The sequence below is a fragment of the Parafannyhessea sp. LCP19S3_B1 genome, from assembly GCF_052121955.1.
Lineage (GTDB): Bacteria > Actinomycetota > Coriobacteriia > Coriobacteriales > Atopobiaceae > Parafannyhessea.
Window position 1 is genome coordinate 49438 of sequence record NZ_JBQKDH010000005.1, and the last position, 15416, is coordinate 64853.

At 63.4% G+C, this 15416-nt stretch carries 16 protein-coding genes; 11 read left to right on the forward strand and 5 right to left on the reverse strand.

Features of this window, described 5'->3' with window-relative positions; genetic code table 11:
* Nucleotides 1-16: 16 nt before the first annotated feature.
* Nucleotides 17-643 carry an NUDIX hydrolase gene (locus tag ACTQWE_RS03405; RefSeq protein WP_441855703.1) on the forward strand — a complete coding sequence of 209 codons (627 nt, stop codon included), beginning with the start codon at nucleotides 17-19 and terminating at the stop codon, nucleotides 641-643.
* Between the two features lie 180 nt (nucleotides 644-823).
* On the opposite strand, the gene ACTQWE_RS03410 is transcribed toward ACTQWE_RS03405, so the two are convergent.
* Nucleotides 824-1120, reverse strand: a complete 297-nt coding sequence (locus ACTQWE_RS03410; protein ID WP_441855701.1) for a DUF1292 domain-containing protein — start codon at nucleotides 1118-1120, stop codon at nucleotides 824-826.
* A 149-nt stretch (nucleotides 1121-1269) separates the two neighbouring features.
* Nucleotides 1270-1779: a pyridoxamine 5'-phosphate oxidase family protein gene (locus tag ACTQWE_RS03415; protein ID WP_441855699.1), complete on the reverse strand. Its 510-nt coding sequence runs from the start codon at nucleotides 1777-1779 to the stop codon at nucleotides 1270-1272.
* A 152-nt stretch (nucleotides 1780-1931) separates the two neighbouring features.
* Between ACTQWE_RS03415 and ACTQWE_RS03420 the strand changes: the two genes are divergently transcribed.
* The gene (locus ACTQWE_RS03420; RefSeq protein WP_441855697.1) at nucleotides 1932-2708 is read left to right on the forward strand and encodes a helix-turn-helix domain-containing protein; all 777 of its coding nucleotides are present in this window, start codon (nucleotides 1932-1934) and stop codon (nucleotides 2706-2708) included.
* Nucleotides 2709-2799: 91 nt separating this feature from the next.
* Here ACTQWE_RS03420 and larA read toward each other — a convergent pair whose 3' ends face one another.
* Nucleotides 2800-4056 carry a nickel-dependent lactate racemase gene (gene larA, locus ACTQWE_RS03425; RefSeq protein ID WP_441855696.1) on the reverse strand — a complete coding sequence of 419 codons (1257 nt, stop codon included), beginning with the start codon at nucleotides 4054-4056 and terminating at the stop codon, nucleotides 2800-2802.
* Nucleotides 4057-4243: 187 nt separating this feature from the next.
* Here larA and ACTQWE_RS03430 point away from each other — a divergent pair, with 187 nt between their 5' ends.
* The 9 genes from ACTQWE_RS03430 (at nucleotide 4244) to ACTQWE_RS03470 (ending at nucleotide 12342) form a co-directional block, all read left to right on the forward strand.
* Entirely contained in the window at nucleotides 4244-5131 is an 888-nt protein-coding gene (locus ACTQWE_RS03430; protein WP_441855694.1) for a CDP-alcohol phosphatidyltransferase family protein, read from the forward strand.
* 100 nt (nucleotides 5132-5231) lie between these two features.
* On the forward strand, nucleotides 5232-6281 hold the full coding sequence (locus tag ACTQWE_RS03435; protein WP_441855692.1) for a D-alanyl-D-alanine carboxypeptidase family protein: 1050 nt from the start codon (nucleotides 5232-5234) through the stop codon (nucleotides 6279-6281).
* A gap of 8 nt (nucleotides 6282-6289) precedes the next feature.
* Nucleotides 6290-7147: a hypothetical protein gene (locus ACTQWE_RS03440; RefSeq protein WP_441855690.1), complete on the forward strand. Its 858-nt coding sequence runs from the start codon at nucleotides 6290-6292 to the stop codon at nucleotides 7145-7147.
* A gap of 63 nt (nucleotides 7148-7210) precedes the next feature.
* A complete protein-coding gene (locus ACTQWE_RS03445; RefSeq protein WP_441855688.1) occupies nucleotides 7211-8440 on the forward strand; it encodes a MalY/PatB family protein in 1230 nt (409 codons plus the stop codon).
* Nucleotides 8437-8817, forward strand: a complete 381-nt coding sequence (locus ACTQWE_RS03450) for a Rid family detoxifying hydrolase (RefSeq protein WP_441855686.1) — start codon at nucleotides 8437-8439, stop codon at nucleotides 8815-8817. Before ACTQWE_RS03445 ends, ACTQWE_RS03450 begins: the two co-directional genes overlap by 4 nt.
* Nucleotides 8818-8862: 45 nt before the next feature.
* Nucleotides 8863-9291, forward strand: a complete 429-nt coding sequence (locus tag ACTQWE_RS03455; RefSeq protein WP_090847664.1) for an FHA domain-containing protein — start codon at nucleotides 8863-8865, stop codon at nucleotides 9289-9291.
* Nucleotides 9292-9294: 3 nt separating this feature from the next.
* Nucleotides 9295-10017, forward strand: a complete 723-nt coding sequence (ftsR, locus tag ACTQWE_RS03460; RefSeq protein WP_441855684.1) for a transcriptional regulator FtsR — start codon at nucleotides 9295-9297, stop codon at nucleotides 10015-10017.
* A gap of 42 nt (nucleotides 10018-10059) precedes the next feature.
* A complete protein-coding gene (locus ACTQWE_RS03465) occupies nucleotides 10060-10593 on the forward strand; it encodes an adenine phosphoribosyltransferase (RefSeq protein WP_373576699.1) in 534 nt (177 codons plus the stop codon).
* Nucleotides 10594-10689: 96 nt separating this feature from the next.
* Complete coding sequence (locus ACTQWE_RS03470; protein WP_441855682.1) at nucleotides 10690-12342, forward strand: chloride channel protein; 1653 nt, start codon at nucleotides 10690-10692, stop codon at nucleotides 12340-12342.
* Between the two features lie 676 nt (nucleotides 12343-13018).
* On the opposite strand, the gene trxB is transcribed toward ACTQWE_RS03470, so the two are convergent.
* Nucleotides 13019-13960, reverse strand: coding sequence for a thioredoxin-disulfide reductase (trxB, locus tag ACTQWE_RS03475; protein ID WP_441855680.1), 942 nt, complete (start codon nucleotides 13958-13960; stop codon nucleotides 13019-13021).
* A 128-nt stretch (nucleotides 13961-14088) separates the two neighbouring features.
* Nucleotides 14089-15366 carry a uracil-xanthine permease family protein gene (locus ACTQWE_RS03480; protein ID WP_170103561.1) on the reverse strand — a complete coding sequence of 426 codons (1278 nt, stop codon included), beginning with the start codon at nucleotides 15364-15366 and terminating at the stop codon, nucleotides 14089-14091.
* Between the last annotated feature and the right edge of the window lie 50 nt (nucleotides 15367-15416).

Below are 15416 nucleotides of genomic sequence, written 5' to 3' on the forward strand. Positions count from 1 at the left end.
TTTGAAAGGTGGACGGATGACGTTCGAGCAGGATGGTGAAAAGGGCGTCGAGCGCGACTCGGTAGATGCGCGGGCGCACGAGAGGCAGCGCCTCGTGGCAGACGTGAGGCACTTCTCGCCCACGTGCGAACAGGAGGAGAAGGACCAGGAGCTGTTTCTGCGCTGGCTCGAGCGCCGCGACTGCCCCGACGTCAGCACGCGCGAAAATGATGTGGCGCATCTGACGGCGTCCGCGTGGGTGGTCGATGCAAATCGCACGCGCATTCTCATGGCGTACCACCGCATATACGACACCTGGGCGTGGCTGGGCGGTCATGCGGACGGCGACTTTGACCTGGCACGCGTGGCGCTGCGCGAAGTGGGGGAGGAGTCCGGCCTTGCGCACGCGCGCCTTGCCGTGCCGTCGCCCGTCTCGCTCGAGACGCTGTGCGTGAACGGCCACGTCAAGCGTGGCGCGTACGTGTGCAGCCACCTGCACCTCAACCTAACGTATCTGATCGAGGCCGACCCGGCCGAGCCCATCCGCCCGAAGCCAGACGAGAACAAGGCGGTTCGCTGGTTCGAGAAGGACGAGGTCCTCGCAAACGTGGCCGAGCCGTGGATGGAGCGTTGGGTGTACCCCAAGCTGCTGCGGCTTATGTAAGCTGCACCGCATCCGATACCGGATGCGGTGCAGTCGATGCAACGATGTGCGCAGGTCTTTTGGGTCTGGTTAGCGGTCGTCGGCTGTGGAGGAAGCTTTTCTGAGTCTCGCTTGCTTCTTCCAAGGAGTCGTGCACGTCGTGCGGGCTAAACCCGCAGCGAACTCGGAGCCGCCCGGGTCCTATCCCTCCAGCTCGCCCTCAAGCTGGTCCTGAATCGCCAGGTACGCGCCGCTCACGTCGTCGAACACGGACTCGTCCAGCTCCAGCAGGTCAAAGCCGCCGGCGCCCGTCTCGCGGTACCCATAGATGTACACGTCGTCGCTTTCTTCGGGCCCCAGCGCGATATATTCGCCGCCGTCGTGCTCGAAGATGCCGATGACCTCGCACTCCTCCGAGGTCCCGTCGTCGTAGTCAAGCGTGATGAAGTAGTCGTCACCCAGCTCGACGTCCACGTCGCTCGAAGTCTCGTCTGCCATAGAAGCCTCCCTCGCACTCGTCCACGTGATGTCTCAATCTTAGGCGCTCAATCTTGTGCGTATCTGCGCAAACGCACGCCGTCTCGCACGAGGTGCCCATTGGCTGGCAAGCGGCTTGGCCCCGGCATCATGGTGTGCAAGCGTCCTGGCTACAGCTCCAGCCACTGCCTTACGTCGTAGCCCCCATCCTTGAACGCGGAGCACAGCATGTCCACGCGCGTAGGCTGCACGCGAATGACCATCATCGTGAACGGCAGAGCGCAAAGCCGATCCGTGGGGATGCCCTTGTGCTCGCATGCGGCAAGGTAGTCCGGCCCAAACGGCTCAAGCACCTCCGCGGTCCCCGTCACCTGCATGCCCGCAAGGTGGCCAAACGTGGGATCCGGGTCGAAGATCGCAAGGCACACGCGCTTGTTAGTGGCGAGTGCGCGGAACTTGAGCCCACCTTCAGAGAACATCCAGAACGCGCCGTCGAACCACTCGTACTCGATGGGGGTGTTGCGCACGAGCGACCCGTCGGAGCTGGCGCACGCAAGCGCGCACACCCTGTGGTTCTCAACAAACTTCTCCATTGCGTCTTGAAGCTCTTCCTCCGGCATGCGGGCCGCGTCCTTCTCCCGTGCCTGCCAGTGTGCCGCTGCCTCGTCGTAGTTGACCATGCGTCCTCCGATCCTCGTGCCCGTTCGACACCCACACTTTAGTTTGTTATGCGGACACCTTTGCCCTAAACCAAAAACAAACCCGCATGCGACATGCGTGTCGTGTTGCTTTGCGAGGCTTCCGCCTACAATTTCGGCAGAAGGAGGTCGGGATGGAAAGACAAACGCAAGAAGGCCGGTGCCACCCGCGTGGCGAGTCCGCCCCTGAGGTGCGGGGCGTGGAGCAGGCCCAGGCGGTGGACCTGCGGCGCATGGGCGCATTTCTGCGTCAGCTGCGCTGCGAGCAGGACGTGACGCAAGAGGCGCTGGCAGATCGGCTTGGCGTGTCCGCGCGTACGGTGTCGCGCTGGGAGAAAGGCACGACCATGCCGGACCTTGTCATGGTGGTTGAGCTGGCAAAGGCCTTTGGGGTGAGCATCCCGGAGCTTATTGGCGGAGGCAGAAAGGAGCCCGCGATGGATGCGGCGACGGAGGAGACGGCGCGCACGATGGCGACGTACGGGGAGCACGAGCTTCGCGCGCGCCGCAGGAAGACGGTGGCCGCCATGCTGGCGGCGTTTGGGGCGCTCGTGGTCATGAGCGCGCTCGCGGTGTTTCCGCGCGACAGCAGCTGGGGCTCCGTCTACGCGACGGCCGGCGCCATCGTGGTGGTCGCCGCGGCGTGGGCGCTGCTTGCGGATGTATGCGCGACCCGTGCGCGTCGCGTGGCCGCGACGACCGCGCTTGCAGTTGCCTTTGCAGCCATGTTCCTGCTGAGCGACTACGTGGGCGTGACGCAGTTTAACCAGCCGCCCCGCTTCTGCTACCAGAAGGAATACATGGCCGATTCCGCGGGACACGAGCGCATGGTGTGGCGAACCCCGCTCTACAGCGTCGTGAGCGACGACCCGTCTAACCAGTCCGCGCCGCTCAGGATCCAGGCAAGCTAGCGGGCGCGCTGGCGCCGGGCGAGAAGGACGCCGCACGGACCCGAGGGCGGCACTTCTCGCCCAGCACTGTGCCGCCCCGGACGCCCCGCGCCTACACGCGCATGAGAGGCAGCGTGGAGCCGCCGTGCGGCATGATGAGCGCGCGCGGCTCGCGGCCCAGTCGACGGCGCTGGGACTCCATGGCCGCATCAACGGCATCCTGCACGTGGGCAAACGGCGTCATGAAGCAGTCGCGCACCTGGTCGGGCTCCATGTCCGACACCAGGTACACGTCGCAGCGCAGCTCTATCTGCGCTATGGCCGCTGCCTTGTGGCCGCCCAGGCGGAAGTCGCGTTGCAGGTGGTCCACCACATCCCGCGGCGTGCGCGCCTCGTGCATCCACTTCGCAAACGTGTCCTGGCCCAGTCCCTCCGCGCACGAGCCCACCAGCACTATGACGCCGCCGTCTTTCACGGGGTGCTTCGCGTTGTCGAGCGCCTTCTGCAGCTGGTACAGGTTAAGGTCCTTCGGCGCGCCGCCCTGGCTCACCACCACGACGTCCGCGTACTCGTGGAGCTCGCAGCCGTAGAGCGCGTCCAGCTTGCGGCACGCGTCGCGCTGCGCGGCCACAAAGTCGCCCGCGGCGCTGTACACCACGTTCTTCTCCTCGTCGAGGACCACGTTCACGATGAAGTCGAGGCCCACCATGGCGCAGGCTTCCTCCAGGTCGAGGCGGACGGGGCTCTCCATGTTGCCGGAGCGCGCGGCCGGGTCCACCATGAGCGAGTGGTTTGCCTGGATCGCGGCGAATGTGGAGCAACCGGGCATGATGGCCTTGGCGCCGCCGGAGTAGCCCGCGAAGTAGTGGTACTCCACGTTGCCGAGCGCGACGCGGACGTCCGCCTCCGCGACCTCCGCAAGCACGTCCACCGGGGTGCCGTGCGAGGTCGTCCCAAAGTGCCTGAGCCCGCGCGAGTCCCCGTTCAGCACGCGCAGGCGCCCGTAGTACGGGCCCATGATGGCACGGAGCTCGTCTTCCGTCTGCGGGCGATGGCTACCCAGCGCGATGGCCAGAAGCACGTCCTCGTCGCGCACGCCGGCGGCATGGAGCTCGTCCATCACGGGCGGCAGCACCGTCGCCGTGGGAAGCGGCCGCGTCACGTCGCTCGTTATCACGCACACGGTCTGGCCAGGGCACACCAGCTCGCGCAGACGCGGCGTGCCCATGGGCGCCGCAAGCGAGGCGCGCACGACCTTCTCGCCCGTGGGGCCGCTCGCCACGGGGTTCGCGTGCATGACCTCTATAACGTCTTCCTGCGGAAGCTCGAAGCCCTCCGTGCGCGTGCCGATGCCAACCTCGTAGCGCATGCGTTACCTCCACGTTCGCGATGCCGCCGCCGCGGCGCGGTTCCTGACGCAACTGTACTACGGCGCGGCTCCGCGAGGCCCGCCCGCGCGCGTGCCGTGACGCATGCGTAATCTTGGCAGAGTTTGGGAGAAACGCGGGCAATCGGGTACCATAGCAACGTTACAAGCTAAAACGAGGAGAGACCCCTTGGGCACCAAGCGCGAGAACTTCAAGATATCCGTCAAGAACCAGGTCGGTCGCGACGCCGCGATCGCGCAGGCTCAGGGCACTAACGCACCGGAGGGAACCTCTGACAACCCCTCCCACCGCATATTTACCATCGCGAACGTGATCACGATGTGCCGCTTTGTCCTTACGGGCGTGTTTCTGTACATGTTCGTGAACGACCTCAATCGCTACCTGGCGCTCACGTTCTACGTGATAGCGGCCGTGACTGACTTTTTGGACGGCCAGGTGGCGCGCCGCACGCAGACGGTCAGCTGGCTCGGAAAGATCATGGACCCCGTGATGGACCGCGTGCTGCTGTTTACAGGCGTGCTCGGCCTCATGCTCAGGGGGGAGCTCCCGGTGTGGATGGCCGTGTTCGTGATTGGCCGCGATGCGTACCTGTTTGCGGGATCGATGATCCTGCAGAAGTACCAGCGCCGCCCGGTGGACGTGATCTACGTGGGCAAGTTCGCAACCGCGTTCCTCATGACGGGCTTCAGCTTTCTGCTGCTAGGGCTGCCCAAGGTCAACGGCCTTGGCCTGGTGGATGTGGGCTGGCTTCCCGGTCTGGGCCACGCGCGCGCCGCCCTTGGCATTTTCTTCGTGTACGCGGGGCTCCTGTGCTCGCTTGTGACGGCCCTCGTGTACACCAAGCGCGGCTTTGCCATCAAGCGCCGCGCGCTCGAGCTTGGCCACCGCACGGACGAGACCCCGGAGGGCGAGCCCACGCCCGCCTCCGCCGTCGCCGCGGAGGCGGCTGCAACCGGTGCAGCCGCAAAGGAGGCCGCGGTGCGCGAGGCTGCGGCCGAGCGCAGTGCGGAGCGCAGCGCCAAGAAGAAGGGCAGCCGTGCCACGGAGGCGAACTAGCAGGATGAGAAGAGCGATTTTCCTTGTGGCGACCGTGCTATTGGCCGCCCTGTTTGCATGGCCCGCAGCGCCGGCTTTGGCCGAGGAGGCAAAGCCGCAGGTGACTGAGGCCAAGAGCTACGAGATCATCGACCAGGACGGCAACGTGCTCGCAAGCCACGACGCCACGGAGCACATGGCACCCGCCTCGATCACCAAAATCATGACGGCCATGGTCGCGCTGGACTCCGGCGTGGACCTGGACAAGACGTGCACCATCCAGGACATGACGTACCAGGACGGCGCCCAGCTCGCCGGCTACAAGGCGGGCGATGCGCCCACGCTGCGCGAGCTCATGATGGCCATGCTCGTGTACTCCGCAAACGACGCCGCCGCAAACATCGCCGTCGCGGTGTCGGGCAGCGTCGACAAGTTCGCGGAGCTCATGAACAAGAAGGCCCAGGAAATCGGGATGACGAACACGCAGTTCAAGAACCCGCACGGCCTGGAGGAGGACGGGCACTACTCCTGTGCGCACGACCTCGCACTCATGGGCCGCTACGCACTGCAGAACTACCCGCTGATCGCGGCCGCCGTCACCACGCGATCCGTAACGGTGACGGCCGGAGGCCAGCAGAAGACGCTCGCATCCACGGACGACCTCATGGGAAGCTACGCCGGCCTGTGTGGCATCAAGACCGGCGCGGTCGAGTCCGGAACTACGTTTTTGGGATCGAGCCGCCGCTGGGGCGTCCAGCTCTTCTCGGCCGTGCTCGGCTGCTCCACGCACGAGGGGCGCTTCACGGACACTGCCATCCTGATGGACTGGGCGTACGACACCTACCTGGGGCGCATCAGCCTGGCGCGCAAGGCGTGGCCCGTGCGCGTGGTTTCTGACGCGGACTGCTTCTGGGCAAAGCGCGTTGTCACGGCGCAGTGGAACGCCGCCGGACGCGTCTATCGCGGCCAGGACGTGACGTGGCATACCACGATGCTGCCCTCGGGCACGATGCTTGGCGCGCAGCAGCCGTTTGGCCGCTCCTCGTGGACGCAGCAGGGCCGACCTGTCGCGCGCGAAGTGTATAGTGCCAGCCGCTGGCTACACCGAGTATCATCCTATAACGTATTTGTGCTGCCGCTGTTCTACGACGTGGCAAGTCTCGTCTCGTAGGGGGTCTCATGGCCGAGAAGGACAAGTTGCCGGGGGTCGTGGGACCCCTGTACGAAGAGCACCTGTTGCTTGGCGCGACGTTCGAGCGCACGGAGCTGGGGGCGCTCAGGACCGTGGCGTACGGCGCGTCCGCGCCCGTTGCGGAGTCGCTTGAGGACGGCACGCTCTTGGCTGACGCCACCGGCATGCGAATGCTCCTGGCCTCGGGCGATCCCGTGGCGGCGTTTGGCGAGGCCGCGTTCGCGGCGGAGCCACTTGCCGTGGGGCACGCGGGCTTCTCGCCCGTGTTCCTGGGCGACGGGGCTGTCGCGTCCATCCCGCTGGCGGCACGCACGGGAGACCACGAGCTGCTCGCGTTCGACGCGAGCCCGCGTGCGGGGGTGCTTTCTGCGTGGCTCACGTTTGTGGCGTCCATCGAGCAGAACGGCTTCCGTCCTTACGAGGGGCTCGAGGTCCAGGACGTGAGCCGCGACCTTGTGCCACTGGTCCTGTGGGGAAACGACGCCCCGCGCGTGCTGGGAGACTACGTGGACGGTGACTCCTCGCTGCCGCGGGCGGACCACGTGGCGAACCTCATGCTGGACGGTCACATCCCCGTGGTGGCATGCGCGGTTTCTCTTGGCGGGGCGCCGCTCTACGTGCTGCTTGTTCCGCCAAGCTTCGCGCGCGTGCTGTGGCGCAGCCTCTTGAGCTTTACGGGCGTGCGTCCGACGGGCCTTGCGGAGCTGTGTGATGCGGCGAGCGCCAGCGCGCCGTGGCTCGACGCGCTGCAGAAGCCGGACCGCGTGCGACTTGACCGTGCCGACCTGCTGGAATGGGGCCTCATCAGACCGTCGGCCGACTTCATAGGAGGGCGAGCCCTGTAGCGCGTGATTGGGACGGCCCCGCTCTGGATATAATTCCTAACATCAAACACGAGGGGGCACGCCATGCACTACGACTTTCAGACTCTGCCACAGCGCCGCGGCACGGGATCGGCAAAGTGGGAGCAAATGTATCGCGACCAGCCCAACCTGGGGCCGGACATCGTTCCGCTTTCCGTTGCGGACATGGAGTTCGAAAACCCGCCGGAGGTAAAGCAGGCGCTACGCGAGTGGCTGGACGGCGCCGTCATGGGCTACACGGACCCTACGGACGAGTTCTTCTCTGCGTGCCTTGGCTGGCAGGAGCGCCGCCACGGCTGGACGCCCAAGCGCGAGTGGGTGGTGACGTCACCGGGCGTGGTGCCCGCGATCTTCAACGCGGTGCCCACGCTCACGAGCCCCGGCGACGGCGTCATCGTGCAGCCGCCGGTGTATTACCCGTTCTTCATGGCAGTCGAGGCAAGCGGGCGGCACATCGTGCGCAACCCGCTTGCCGTGGACCGCACGGGCGGCGCGCCCCGCTACCGCATGGACTTCGACGACCTGGAGCGCAAGGCCTCAAACCCCGCGAACACCATGCTGGTGCTCTGCAGCCCTCACAACCCCGTAGGCCGCGTTTGGACGCGACGCGAGCTCGAGCGCGTGCTTGACATCTGCGCGCGCCACGACGTGACCATCGTCGCGGACGAGATTCACGACGACATCATCATGCCCGGCGTCAGGCACACGGCCATCATGTCCGTCGCACGCCCGGCAGACTGGCCGCACCTTGTGGTGTGCACCGCGCCGAGCAAGACGTTCAACATCGCCGGCTGCCAGGCGTCCGTGAACTACGTGCCAGACGCGGACGTTCGCGAGCGCTTCGTGCGCGGTTTTAAGGACGTTGCGTCTACGGAGCTCAACTGCTTTGCATATCCTGCGACCATTGCCGCATACACCCGTTGCGACGCATGGCTGGAGCAGCTGCTGGGCGTCATCTGGTCCAACTACCAGATGCTTCGCGACTTCATGCACGAACGCATGTCCGAGGTGGAGGTGTACCCGCTGGAGGGCACGTACCTCGCGTGGGCAGACTTTGGCGCATGGGGGCTCAGCCCACAGGGGCTCGAGCGCTTCATGCACGAGGACGCCCAGCTCTACCTGGACGAGGGTCACGTTTTTGGCAGCGAGGGCGACGGTTTCGAGCGCTTTAACCTCGCATGTCCCGATCACGTGCTGCACTCTGCGCTGGAGCGCCTGTACGCCGCGGCGAGAAACGCTGGCCTCTTGGGTCCAAACGGAGGGAGCCAAAAGTGAAGTATGCAATAAACGCACCTACCGCGCCGGAGTCCATCGGCCCATACTCCCAAGGCACGACTGCCGGCAGGCTCGTGTTCGCATCCGGACAGCTGCCCATCGACCCAAACAACTGCGACCGCCTGATAGCGGGAGACGCCGCGGTCCAGACCGAACGCGTCATCCAGATAGTCCAGGCACTTCTCGCCGAGGCGGACTGCACCCTGTCAGACGTTGCCCAGACGACGCTCTACCTGGCGAACCTGGACGACCTCGACACCGTGAACCACGTGTACGAGCGCTACTTCGTGGCGCCTGCCCCTGCCCGCACCGTCGTGGAGGTATCGCGCCTGCCCATGGGAGCGCTCGTCGAGATGGACTGCGTCGCGTGTCGCTAAAGCGCTATCATGGTACGGAAACCTAACAAGAGGGGAGATAGGCACATGCAGCCTACCAAGAACAATGACGCGGGAGCCACCAAGATCTTCCGCATGCCCGCTACGGACGCCACCTCTCCGGACCTCATGGCCGCGGCGACCCCCAGTCACCCCACCCTCACCATCGTGAAGGGGCCGCAGATGGGATCGACGTTCGAGCTGGCAGATAGCATCGTCACCATCGGGCGCGACCCCAGTAACACCGTGTTCCTGAACGACATGACGGTCTCTCGTCGCCATGCGCGCCTTGACCTTTCCGGCCTGGAGAGCGGCCTTGCCACCATCGAGGACCTCGGCTCGCTCAACGGCACATGGGTCGACGGCGCCATCGTCAACCGCGCGCTGCTCAAGGATGGCTCGACCATCCAGGTAGGCACCTTCCGCATGATCTTCCACACCAACCGGAAGAACGTGAGGATCGAGACTGGAAACTAAGCCATGCCCGATGCCGGATACCTCACAATCGGCAAGGTAGTCAAGCGGCTGCAGGGCCAATACCCGGACCTATCCATATCAAAGGTCAGGTACCTCGAGGACGAGGGGTTGCTCAACCCGTCTCGCACGCCCTCGGGATACCGCCTGTACTCGCAGAAAGACGTCCACAGGCTCGAGACCATCCTCTACCTGCAGAAGAACCGCTTCATGCCGCTCTCCGTCATAAAGCAGCAGCTCGACGGGGGAGAAGGGCATGTGAACCTTGCACAGACGCCGTATCCCAACGTAGGGGAGGACGACGAGGAGGTTCTTCAGAAGTTCCACCCCATCGACCGCATGCCGGAGCTTCTGGGCGTGCCCGTGAGCTTTGTGCGCCAGCTGTCCGAGGCCGGCGTCATCCAGCTTCGCGAGTCGCCGCACGGCCGCTCGCTCGTGGATGGCAAGGACTTCCAGCTCATCAGGACCTGCGGAGAGCTTCGGCACTTTGGCATCGGCCCGAAGAACCTCCGCCAGTATGTCACGGCAGCCAACCGCGAGAGCGCCATGTTCGAGCAGGCGCTCGTCGTGTTCGCCAAGAAGGGCGGCGGGGTCGAGATGGAGCGCACGGAGGAGAACCGCCAGCAGTTTGGCCAGGCCCTCTCCGAGATGCTCGCGCTCACGGGGCAGGTACGCGATACCCTCATCCGCAGGCAGATCTCGAAGACCTTCAGCGAGATGGAAGAGTAGAATTACGTACTTGGCAGTGCGAAACAAGTGAAAGGAACACCCGTGGCAGAGAGCGACTACGCAGGCCTGATTGTGGACATTCCCGACTACCCCGAGCCTGGCGTCATCTTCAAGGACATCACGCCCCTCATGGCGGACCCCAAGGGCTTCGCGGCGGCCATCGACGACCTCGCGGACCACTTCAAGGGCGAAGGCATCACCAAGGTCGTGGGTGCGGAGGCACGCGGCTTCCTCGTGGGCGCTCCCGTCGCGTATCGCCTGGGCGCCGGCTTCGTCCCCGCGCGCAAGCCGGGCAAGCTGCCCCGCGAGGTTTACTCGCAGACGTATTCCCTCGAGTACGGCACGGACGAGCTCCAGATCCACAAGGACGCGCTCTCCGCGGACGACAAGGTGCTCATCATCGACGACCTCGTTGCCACCGGCGGCACCGCCGTCGCCACGGCCAAGCTCGTGGAGCAGGCCGGTGCGGAGGTCAAGGGCTTCGGCTTCATCCTCGAGCTCTGCTACCTCGACCCGCGCAAGGAGATCGGCGCTGCCTACGACCAGGACGTCTTCACGCTCATCAAGGTTAGGTAGTCGTAGGGCAACGTGACAACAGGCAAGTAGCTTGATCGGGCACCTGTCGGCTTCCGCTGGCAGGTGCCTCTCATTGGACGCGGAATGGACTGACGCATGGCAAGACGCAAGGACATCGTGAGCAGGCACTTCTCGCGGCGCTTCCAGGTATACATGATCGGCGAGGGCCTCTTCGTGGGCGTCGCGGCGGGCGCGGTCGTCTCGCTCTACCGCCTGGCGCTCTCGCACGCCGAGACCCTCCTGCGCGCCATCGCGACCGCAATCCAGTCCAACTGGACGTTCCTGCCCCTGTGGTTCGCGTTTCTCGTCGTCATCTGCGGCGTCGTTTGCCGTCTCATGGTATGGGAGCCCTACACGCAGGGCTCCGGCATCCCGCAGATCGACGCCGAGGTGATCGGCCGCCTCGACATGCCGTGGTGGCGCGTGCTTTCCGCCAAGTTCGTCGAGGGCACGCTCTGCGCGCTGGGTGGCCTCTCGCTCGGGCGAGAAGGACCAAGCGTCCAGCTCGGCGGCATGGCCGGCAAGGCGGTCTCTAAGCTGATGGGGCGCGAAAGGGGAGAGGAGCGCCTGCTTACCACCTGTGGAGCGGCGGCCGGCATGTCCGCGGCGTTCAACGCGCCGCTCACGGGCGTACTCTTCGCAATCGAGGAGATCCACAAGGAGTTCAACGCGCCGCTCATCGTTTCCGTCATGGCAGCTGCCATCAGCTCCGACTTCGTGGTGTCCCAGGTTCTGGGCGTGAAGCCCGTGCTGCAGTTCGTGTTCGCGGCAGACCTGCCTCACCACAGCTACTTGTTCGTCATTGCGCTCGGCATCTTTTGCGGCATCGCCGGCGCCGCGCACAACCGCGGCATGTTCTGGATGACGGAACAGTTCGACAAAATCAGGCATCATGCGCCGTACATGCGCCTCATCGTCCCATTTCTCGCTTCCGGCGTCCTCATATTCCTCGCGCCGGACCTTGCCTGCGGCGGAGACGCCATCGTGGAGCGACTCGCGACACAGCAGTCGCTCGCCATCGGCACGATCGCACTTCTCCTTTTGGGCAAGTACATCTTCACGACGCTCTGCTTTGGCTCTGGCGCGCCCGGCGGCACGCTGTTCCCTCTCTGCGTCATGGGAGCGCTCCTTGGCTGCCTGTTTGGCAGGCTTGCCGTCGCCTATCTGGGGCTTCCGTCCGTCTTCGTCACAAACTTCATCGTCCTGGGAATCGGTGGCCTGTTCGCGTCCGTCGTGAGGGCGCCCGTGACGGCCGTCGTGCTTGCGTTCGAGCTCACCGGAAGCATGGACGCGCTGCTATCCGTCTCCATCGTGTCCATCCTTTCGTACGTTACCGCCAACCTCCTGCAAGTTGATGCGTTCTACGAGCACCTGCTGGGTCGCCTTCTGGGCAACATGGGCCGCAAGGATTCCGACCGCCTGGATGGCAGCGGCGAGAAGTGCCTGCAGAACTTTGTCGTAGGGGCTGGTTCGGAATGTGAGGGCAAGCTCATCCGCGAAATACAGTGGCCAAAGTCCGTACGTGTGGTGCTGATTGACCGTGCCGGCGAGGAGGTCGTTCCCACGGGCAGCGTCAAGCTTCAAGCACTTGACAACTTGCTGCTGATTCTGGACGCTAACAAGCAGGACGAGGTGCGTGAGCGTTTGTGGCAGATGTTTGGCAGCTCGCTGACGTCCAATTGGAGACCGAAGTCATCACGCCTACGCCGCAAGATCCGCAAGGTTAGAGCCGAGCACGGCTCGAAGTAGGGGGAGCGGGTCAGCTTCGTAGCGTCGTCTGAACTTGACTGAGAAACTCTCTTACTTTACATAAGATATATTATCACGGTTTTAAGTCAACTTTGACCGTACGACTGTCTTACTAGTTCATGGACTGTGCTGCGACTACCGGATCCTCTCTCGACTGATACGACTATTGCCAGAACCACACGTAATCGAAAATGGCACCTGAGTCTTCCGCATGCTCCCAAGTTGGTCCATCGGGTCGCAGCCTAGTGCCCAACAATTATCACGACAACGCCTTCCCATACGCAGGAGTAATCACGTCATCCGGACATGTTGCACGTCCCAATACTATCAACACACCCGATGGTACATGAAGGTACGCGGCCGGGCGTACTTGGTGGTTGCCAATCCGTAATTGCAGTCCGTCCGCAACGTAACCCGCCGCAGTCACTACCATTTACGCCCCTGCGCTACGTAGGGTGCGTGGCCAGTCAAGCTCCATACCCGACAGGCTCCATACCCGACAGGTTGCAGGAGCCACTGCAACCCTCAACCATGTCTTCTAGGGAGCTGGAAGGTAGCTTGAACGTTACATAATATACTTGAGGGTTTTCCAGAACTCTCAGGTTAAAAGTCAACAAGCAGCAAAAACGCCGCCCTTGATACAAGGGCGGCGTATCAGTACGCGTATTTCAACAAACTAGCCCTCAACCGGCTGCCCAAGGAATCCCGCGACGCTTGTGGCTGCAATGGCGCCGTCAGAGGCCGCCGTGACAATCTGCCTGAGTGCCTTCTGACGTATGTCGCCGGCCGCATAGAGTCCTGGCGTGGCGGTTGCCATGTGGTCATCCGTTATGACGTAGCCGCTCGAATCCCTTTCGACGAGGTCGCGCACGAGCTCGCTAGCGGGAACGCGTCCCACAAACACGAAGACCCCAAACGAGCCCTTATCGAAGTCCTGCGTAGTCTTCTCACCCGTAACAGTATCCTCAAACGTGATCGACTCAAGGAGGCCGTCTCCAGAGACGGAAACCACTTTCGAGTTGAACATGACGTCTATCTTGTCGCTCTTCTCGACCTGGCTTTGCACGGCCGCCTGAGCCCTCATGTGGTCCTTGCGCACGACCATGGTTACCTTATCCGCAAACTTGGTGAGGAAGAGCGCCTCCTCTGCCGCGGAGTTGCCCCCTCCGACAACGAAGACCCGCTTGCCGCGATAGAACATGCCGTCGCATGTGGCGCAGTAGGACACTCCCCTTCCGCCAAACTCCTTCTCGCCGGCAAATCCCGCATGCCGCGGCGTAGCACCACCAGACACGATCACTGCCTTGGCAACGTACTCGTGCTCCGAGGTCGTGACGACAAAGACGTCCCCGTTCTTCTCGACGCTTCTGACAACTTCCATCTGAATGGTTCCGCCAAGGTCTTTGACCTGGGTCTGCATTGCCTCGACGAGACTGTAGCCATCGGTGTGAGGAACGCCTGGATAGTTGTCGACTTCGCTCGTGAGGATTACCTGTCCTCCGACCGCCTCCTGCTCCAGGACGACGTTGTCGAGAAGAGCTCTCTGAGCGTAGATGGCGGCAGATAGACCGGCTGGCCCTCCGCCGATAATGACAAGGTCCTTCTTGATCTGATCCATGTCGGGTCCCTTCTTCGGAGTCTGTTCTAGTGGCAGTATACCCGACTATTTTAAATAGCGCACAATATAATCGGCCACATACAAAATGCATGCGGCCGATTGCGGACTTGGAAGCTTTTCTCGTCTTCCTACTTCTGGCTATCCACAGCCTCGTTCTTTGGCTTTGCGGGCGGAAGAATCAGGTTCATGATGATTCCCACGAGCGTGGACGTGGCCATTCCGGGAAGGGTGTAGGACCCAATGGGAATGGAGATGCCGGAGGTCTCCATACCGACGCCAAGGATGATGACGACGGACGCAATCATGAGGTTGCGGTTCTCGTCGAAGTCGACATGATTGGTCACAAGCATCCTAAGACCGTTCGACGCGATGAGGCCGAACAGAAGGAGGCTCACGCCGCCCATGACGGGGACGGGGATGGAGTTGATGAACGCAGCGAGCTTGGGGCAAAAGCCGCCTACCAGCAGCGCAAAGCCAGCCGCATACCAAAAGACCTGCGTAGAGTAGACGCGGGTGACGCTCATGACGCCGATGTTCTCGGCATACGTCGTGGTGGGAGGGCCTCCAAGGAAGCCAGAGATGAGCGTGGACAGGCCGTCGCCTGCAAGCGAGCGAGGAAGCATCTCTCGGTAGTCCTTGCCAACGATTTCACCGACGGCAAGGAGGTGTCCGATGTGCTCGATAACTACCACGATAGCGACAGGGGCGATGAGGGCCACGGCACCCGGATCGAAGTGCGGCGCCTGAATGGGCGGAAGGCCGATCCAGGGGGCGGAGACGACCTTCGAGAAGTCGACGAGCCCGAAGAAGCTGGAAACGATGTAGCCGACGATGATGGCAAGGAGGATCGGCAGCGTTCCGATGAGGCCTCCCATGCTGGAGAAGACCACCGCCGCGACAAGCGTGATTGCAGCGACTATCGCACCGCTTGCCACGAACGAATCCGTTGACGAGTTAAGTGCCATCTTCGCTGCGGTCGCAGAAAGGCCGACTCCAATGACGACCATGACCGAGGCGACAAGTACGGGCGGAAGGAGCCTGTCGAGCCACCCGGTACCGACGAGCTTGATGATCCCTGCGGTAGCAAGGAACACGAGGCCGGCCACCACGACGCCCGAGAGTGCCGTGTGTATGCTTCCCGTCGCCGCGGTCGCCGCGAGGATAGGGCTGATGAAGGCAAACGAGCTACCGAGGTAGCTTGGAATCTTGTTACGCGTGACGAGCAGGTAGCAGATCGTTCCGATACCGGAGCACATGATGGCGACGTTCGGGTTGAGACCCGTGAGGACGGGCACCAAGACGGTGGAACCGAACATGCTCATCATATGCTGGATGCCAAGAGGTATGGCACGTCCAACAGACACGCGGTCGTCGACGCCTATGATTTCTCTTTCGTGGTGAGCCATGCACTCCCCTTTCTATACTTGCAAAAAAAGGGCCCGGCGGCGCCGGGCCC

Bases quoted from the DNA above. Each gene is read 5' to 3' on its own strand.
- ftsR (WP_441855684.1), top strand. From the start codon at position 9,295: ATGCCCGATGCCGGATACCTCACAATCGGCAAGGTAGTCAAGCGGCTG.
- ACTQWE_RS03455 (WP_090847664.1), top strand. From the start codon at position 8,863: ATGCAGCCTACCAAGAACAATGACGCGGGAGCCACCAAGATCTTCCGC.
- trxB (WP_441855680.1), bottom strand. From the start codon at position 13,960: ATGGATCAGATCAAGAAGGACCTTGTCATTATCGGCGGAGGGCCAGCC.
- ACTQWE_RS03410 (WP_441855701.1), bottom strand. From the start codon at position 1,120: ATGGCAGACGAGACTTCGAGCGACGTGGACGTCGAGCTGGGTGACGAC.
- ACTQWE_RS03420 (WP_441855697.1), top strand. From the start codon at position 1,932: ATGGAAAGACAAACGCAAGAAGGCCGGTGCCACCCGCGTGGCGAGTCC.
- ACTQWE_RS03470 (WP_441855682.1), top strand. From the start codon at position 10,690: ATGGCAAGACGCAAGGACATCGTGAGCAGGCACTTCTCGCGGCGCTTC.
- larA (WP_441855696.1), bottom strand. From the start codon at position 4,056: ATGCGCTACGAGGTTGGCATCGGCACGCGCACGGAGGGCTTCGAGCTT.
- ACTQWE_RS03440 (WP_441855690.1), top strand. From the start codon at position 6,290: ATGGCCGAGAAGGACAAGTTGCCGGGGGTCGTGGGACCCCTGTACGAA.
- ACTQWE_RS03480 (WP_170103561.1), bottom strand. From the start codon at position 15,366: ATGGCTCACCACGAAAGAGAAATCATAGGCGTCGACGACCGCGTGTCT.
- ACTQWE_RS03405 (WP_441855703.1), top strand. From the start codon at position 17: ATGACGTTCGAGCAGGATGGTGAAAAGGGCGTCGAGCGCGACTCGGTA.
- ACTQWE_RS03415 (WP_441855699.1), bottom strand. From the start codon at position 1,779: ATGGTCAACTACGACGAGGCAGCGGCACACTGGCAGGCACGGGAGAAG.
- ACTQWE_RS03445 (WP_441855688.1), top strand. From the start codon at position 7,211: ATGCACTACGACTTTCAGACTCTGCCACAGCGCCGCGGCACGGGATCG.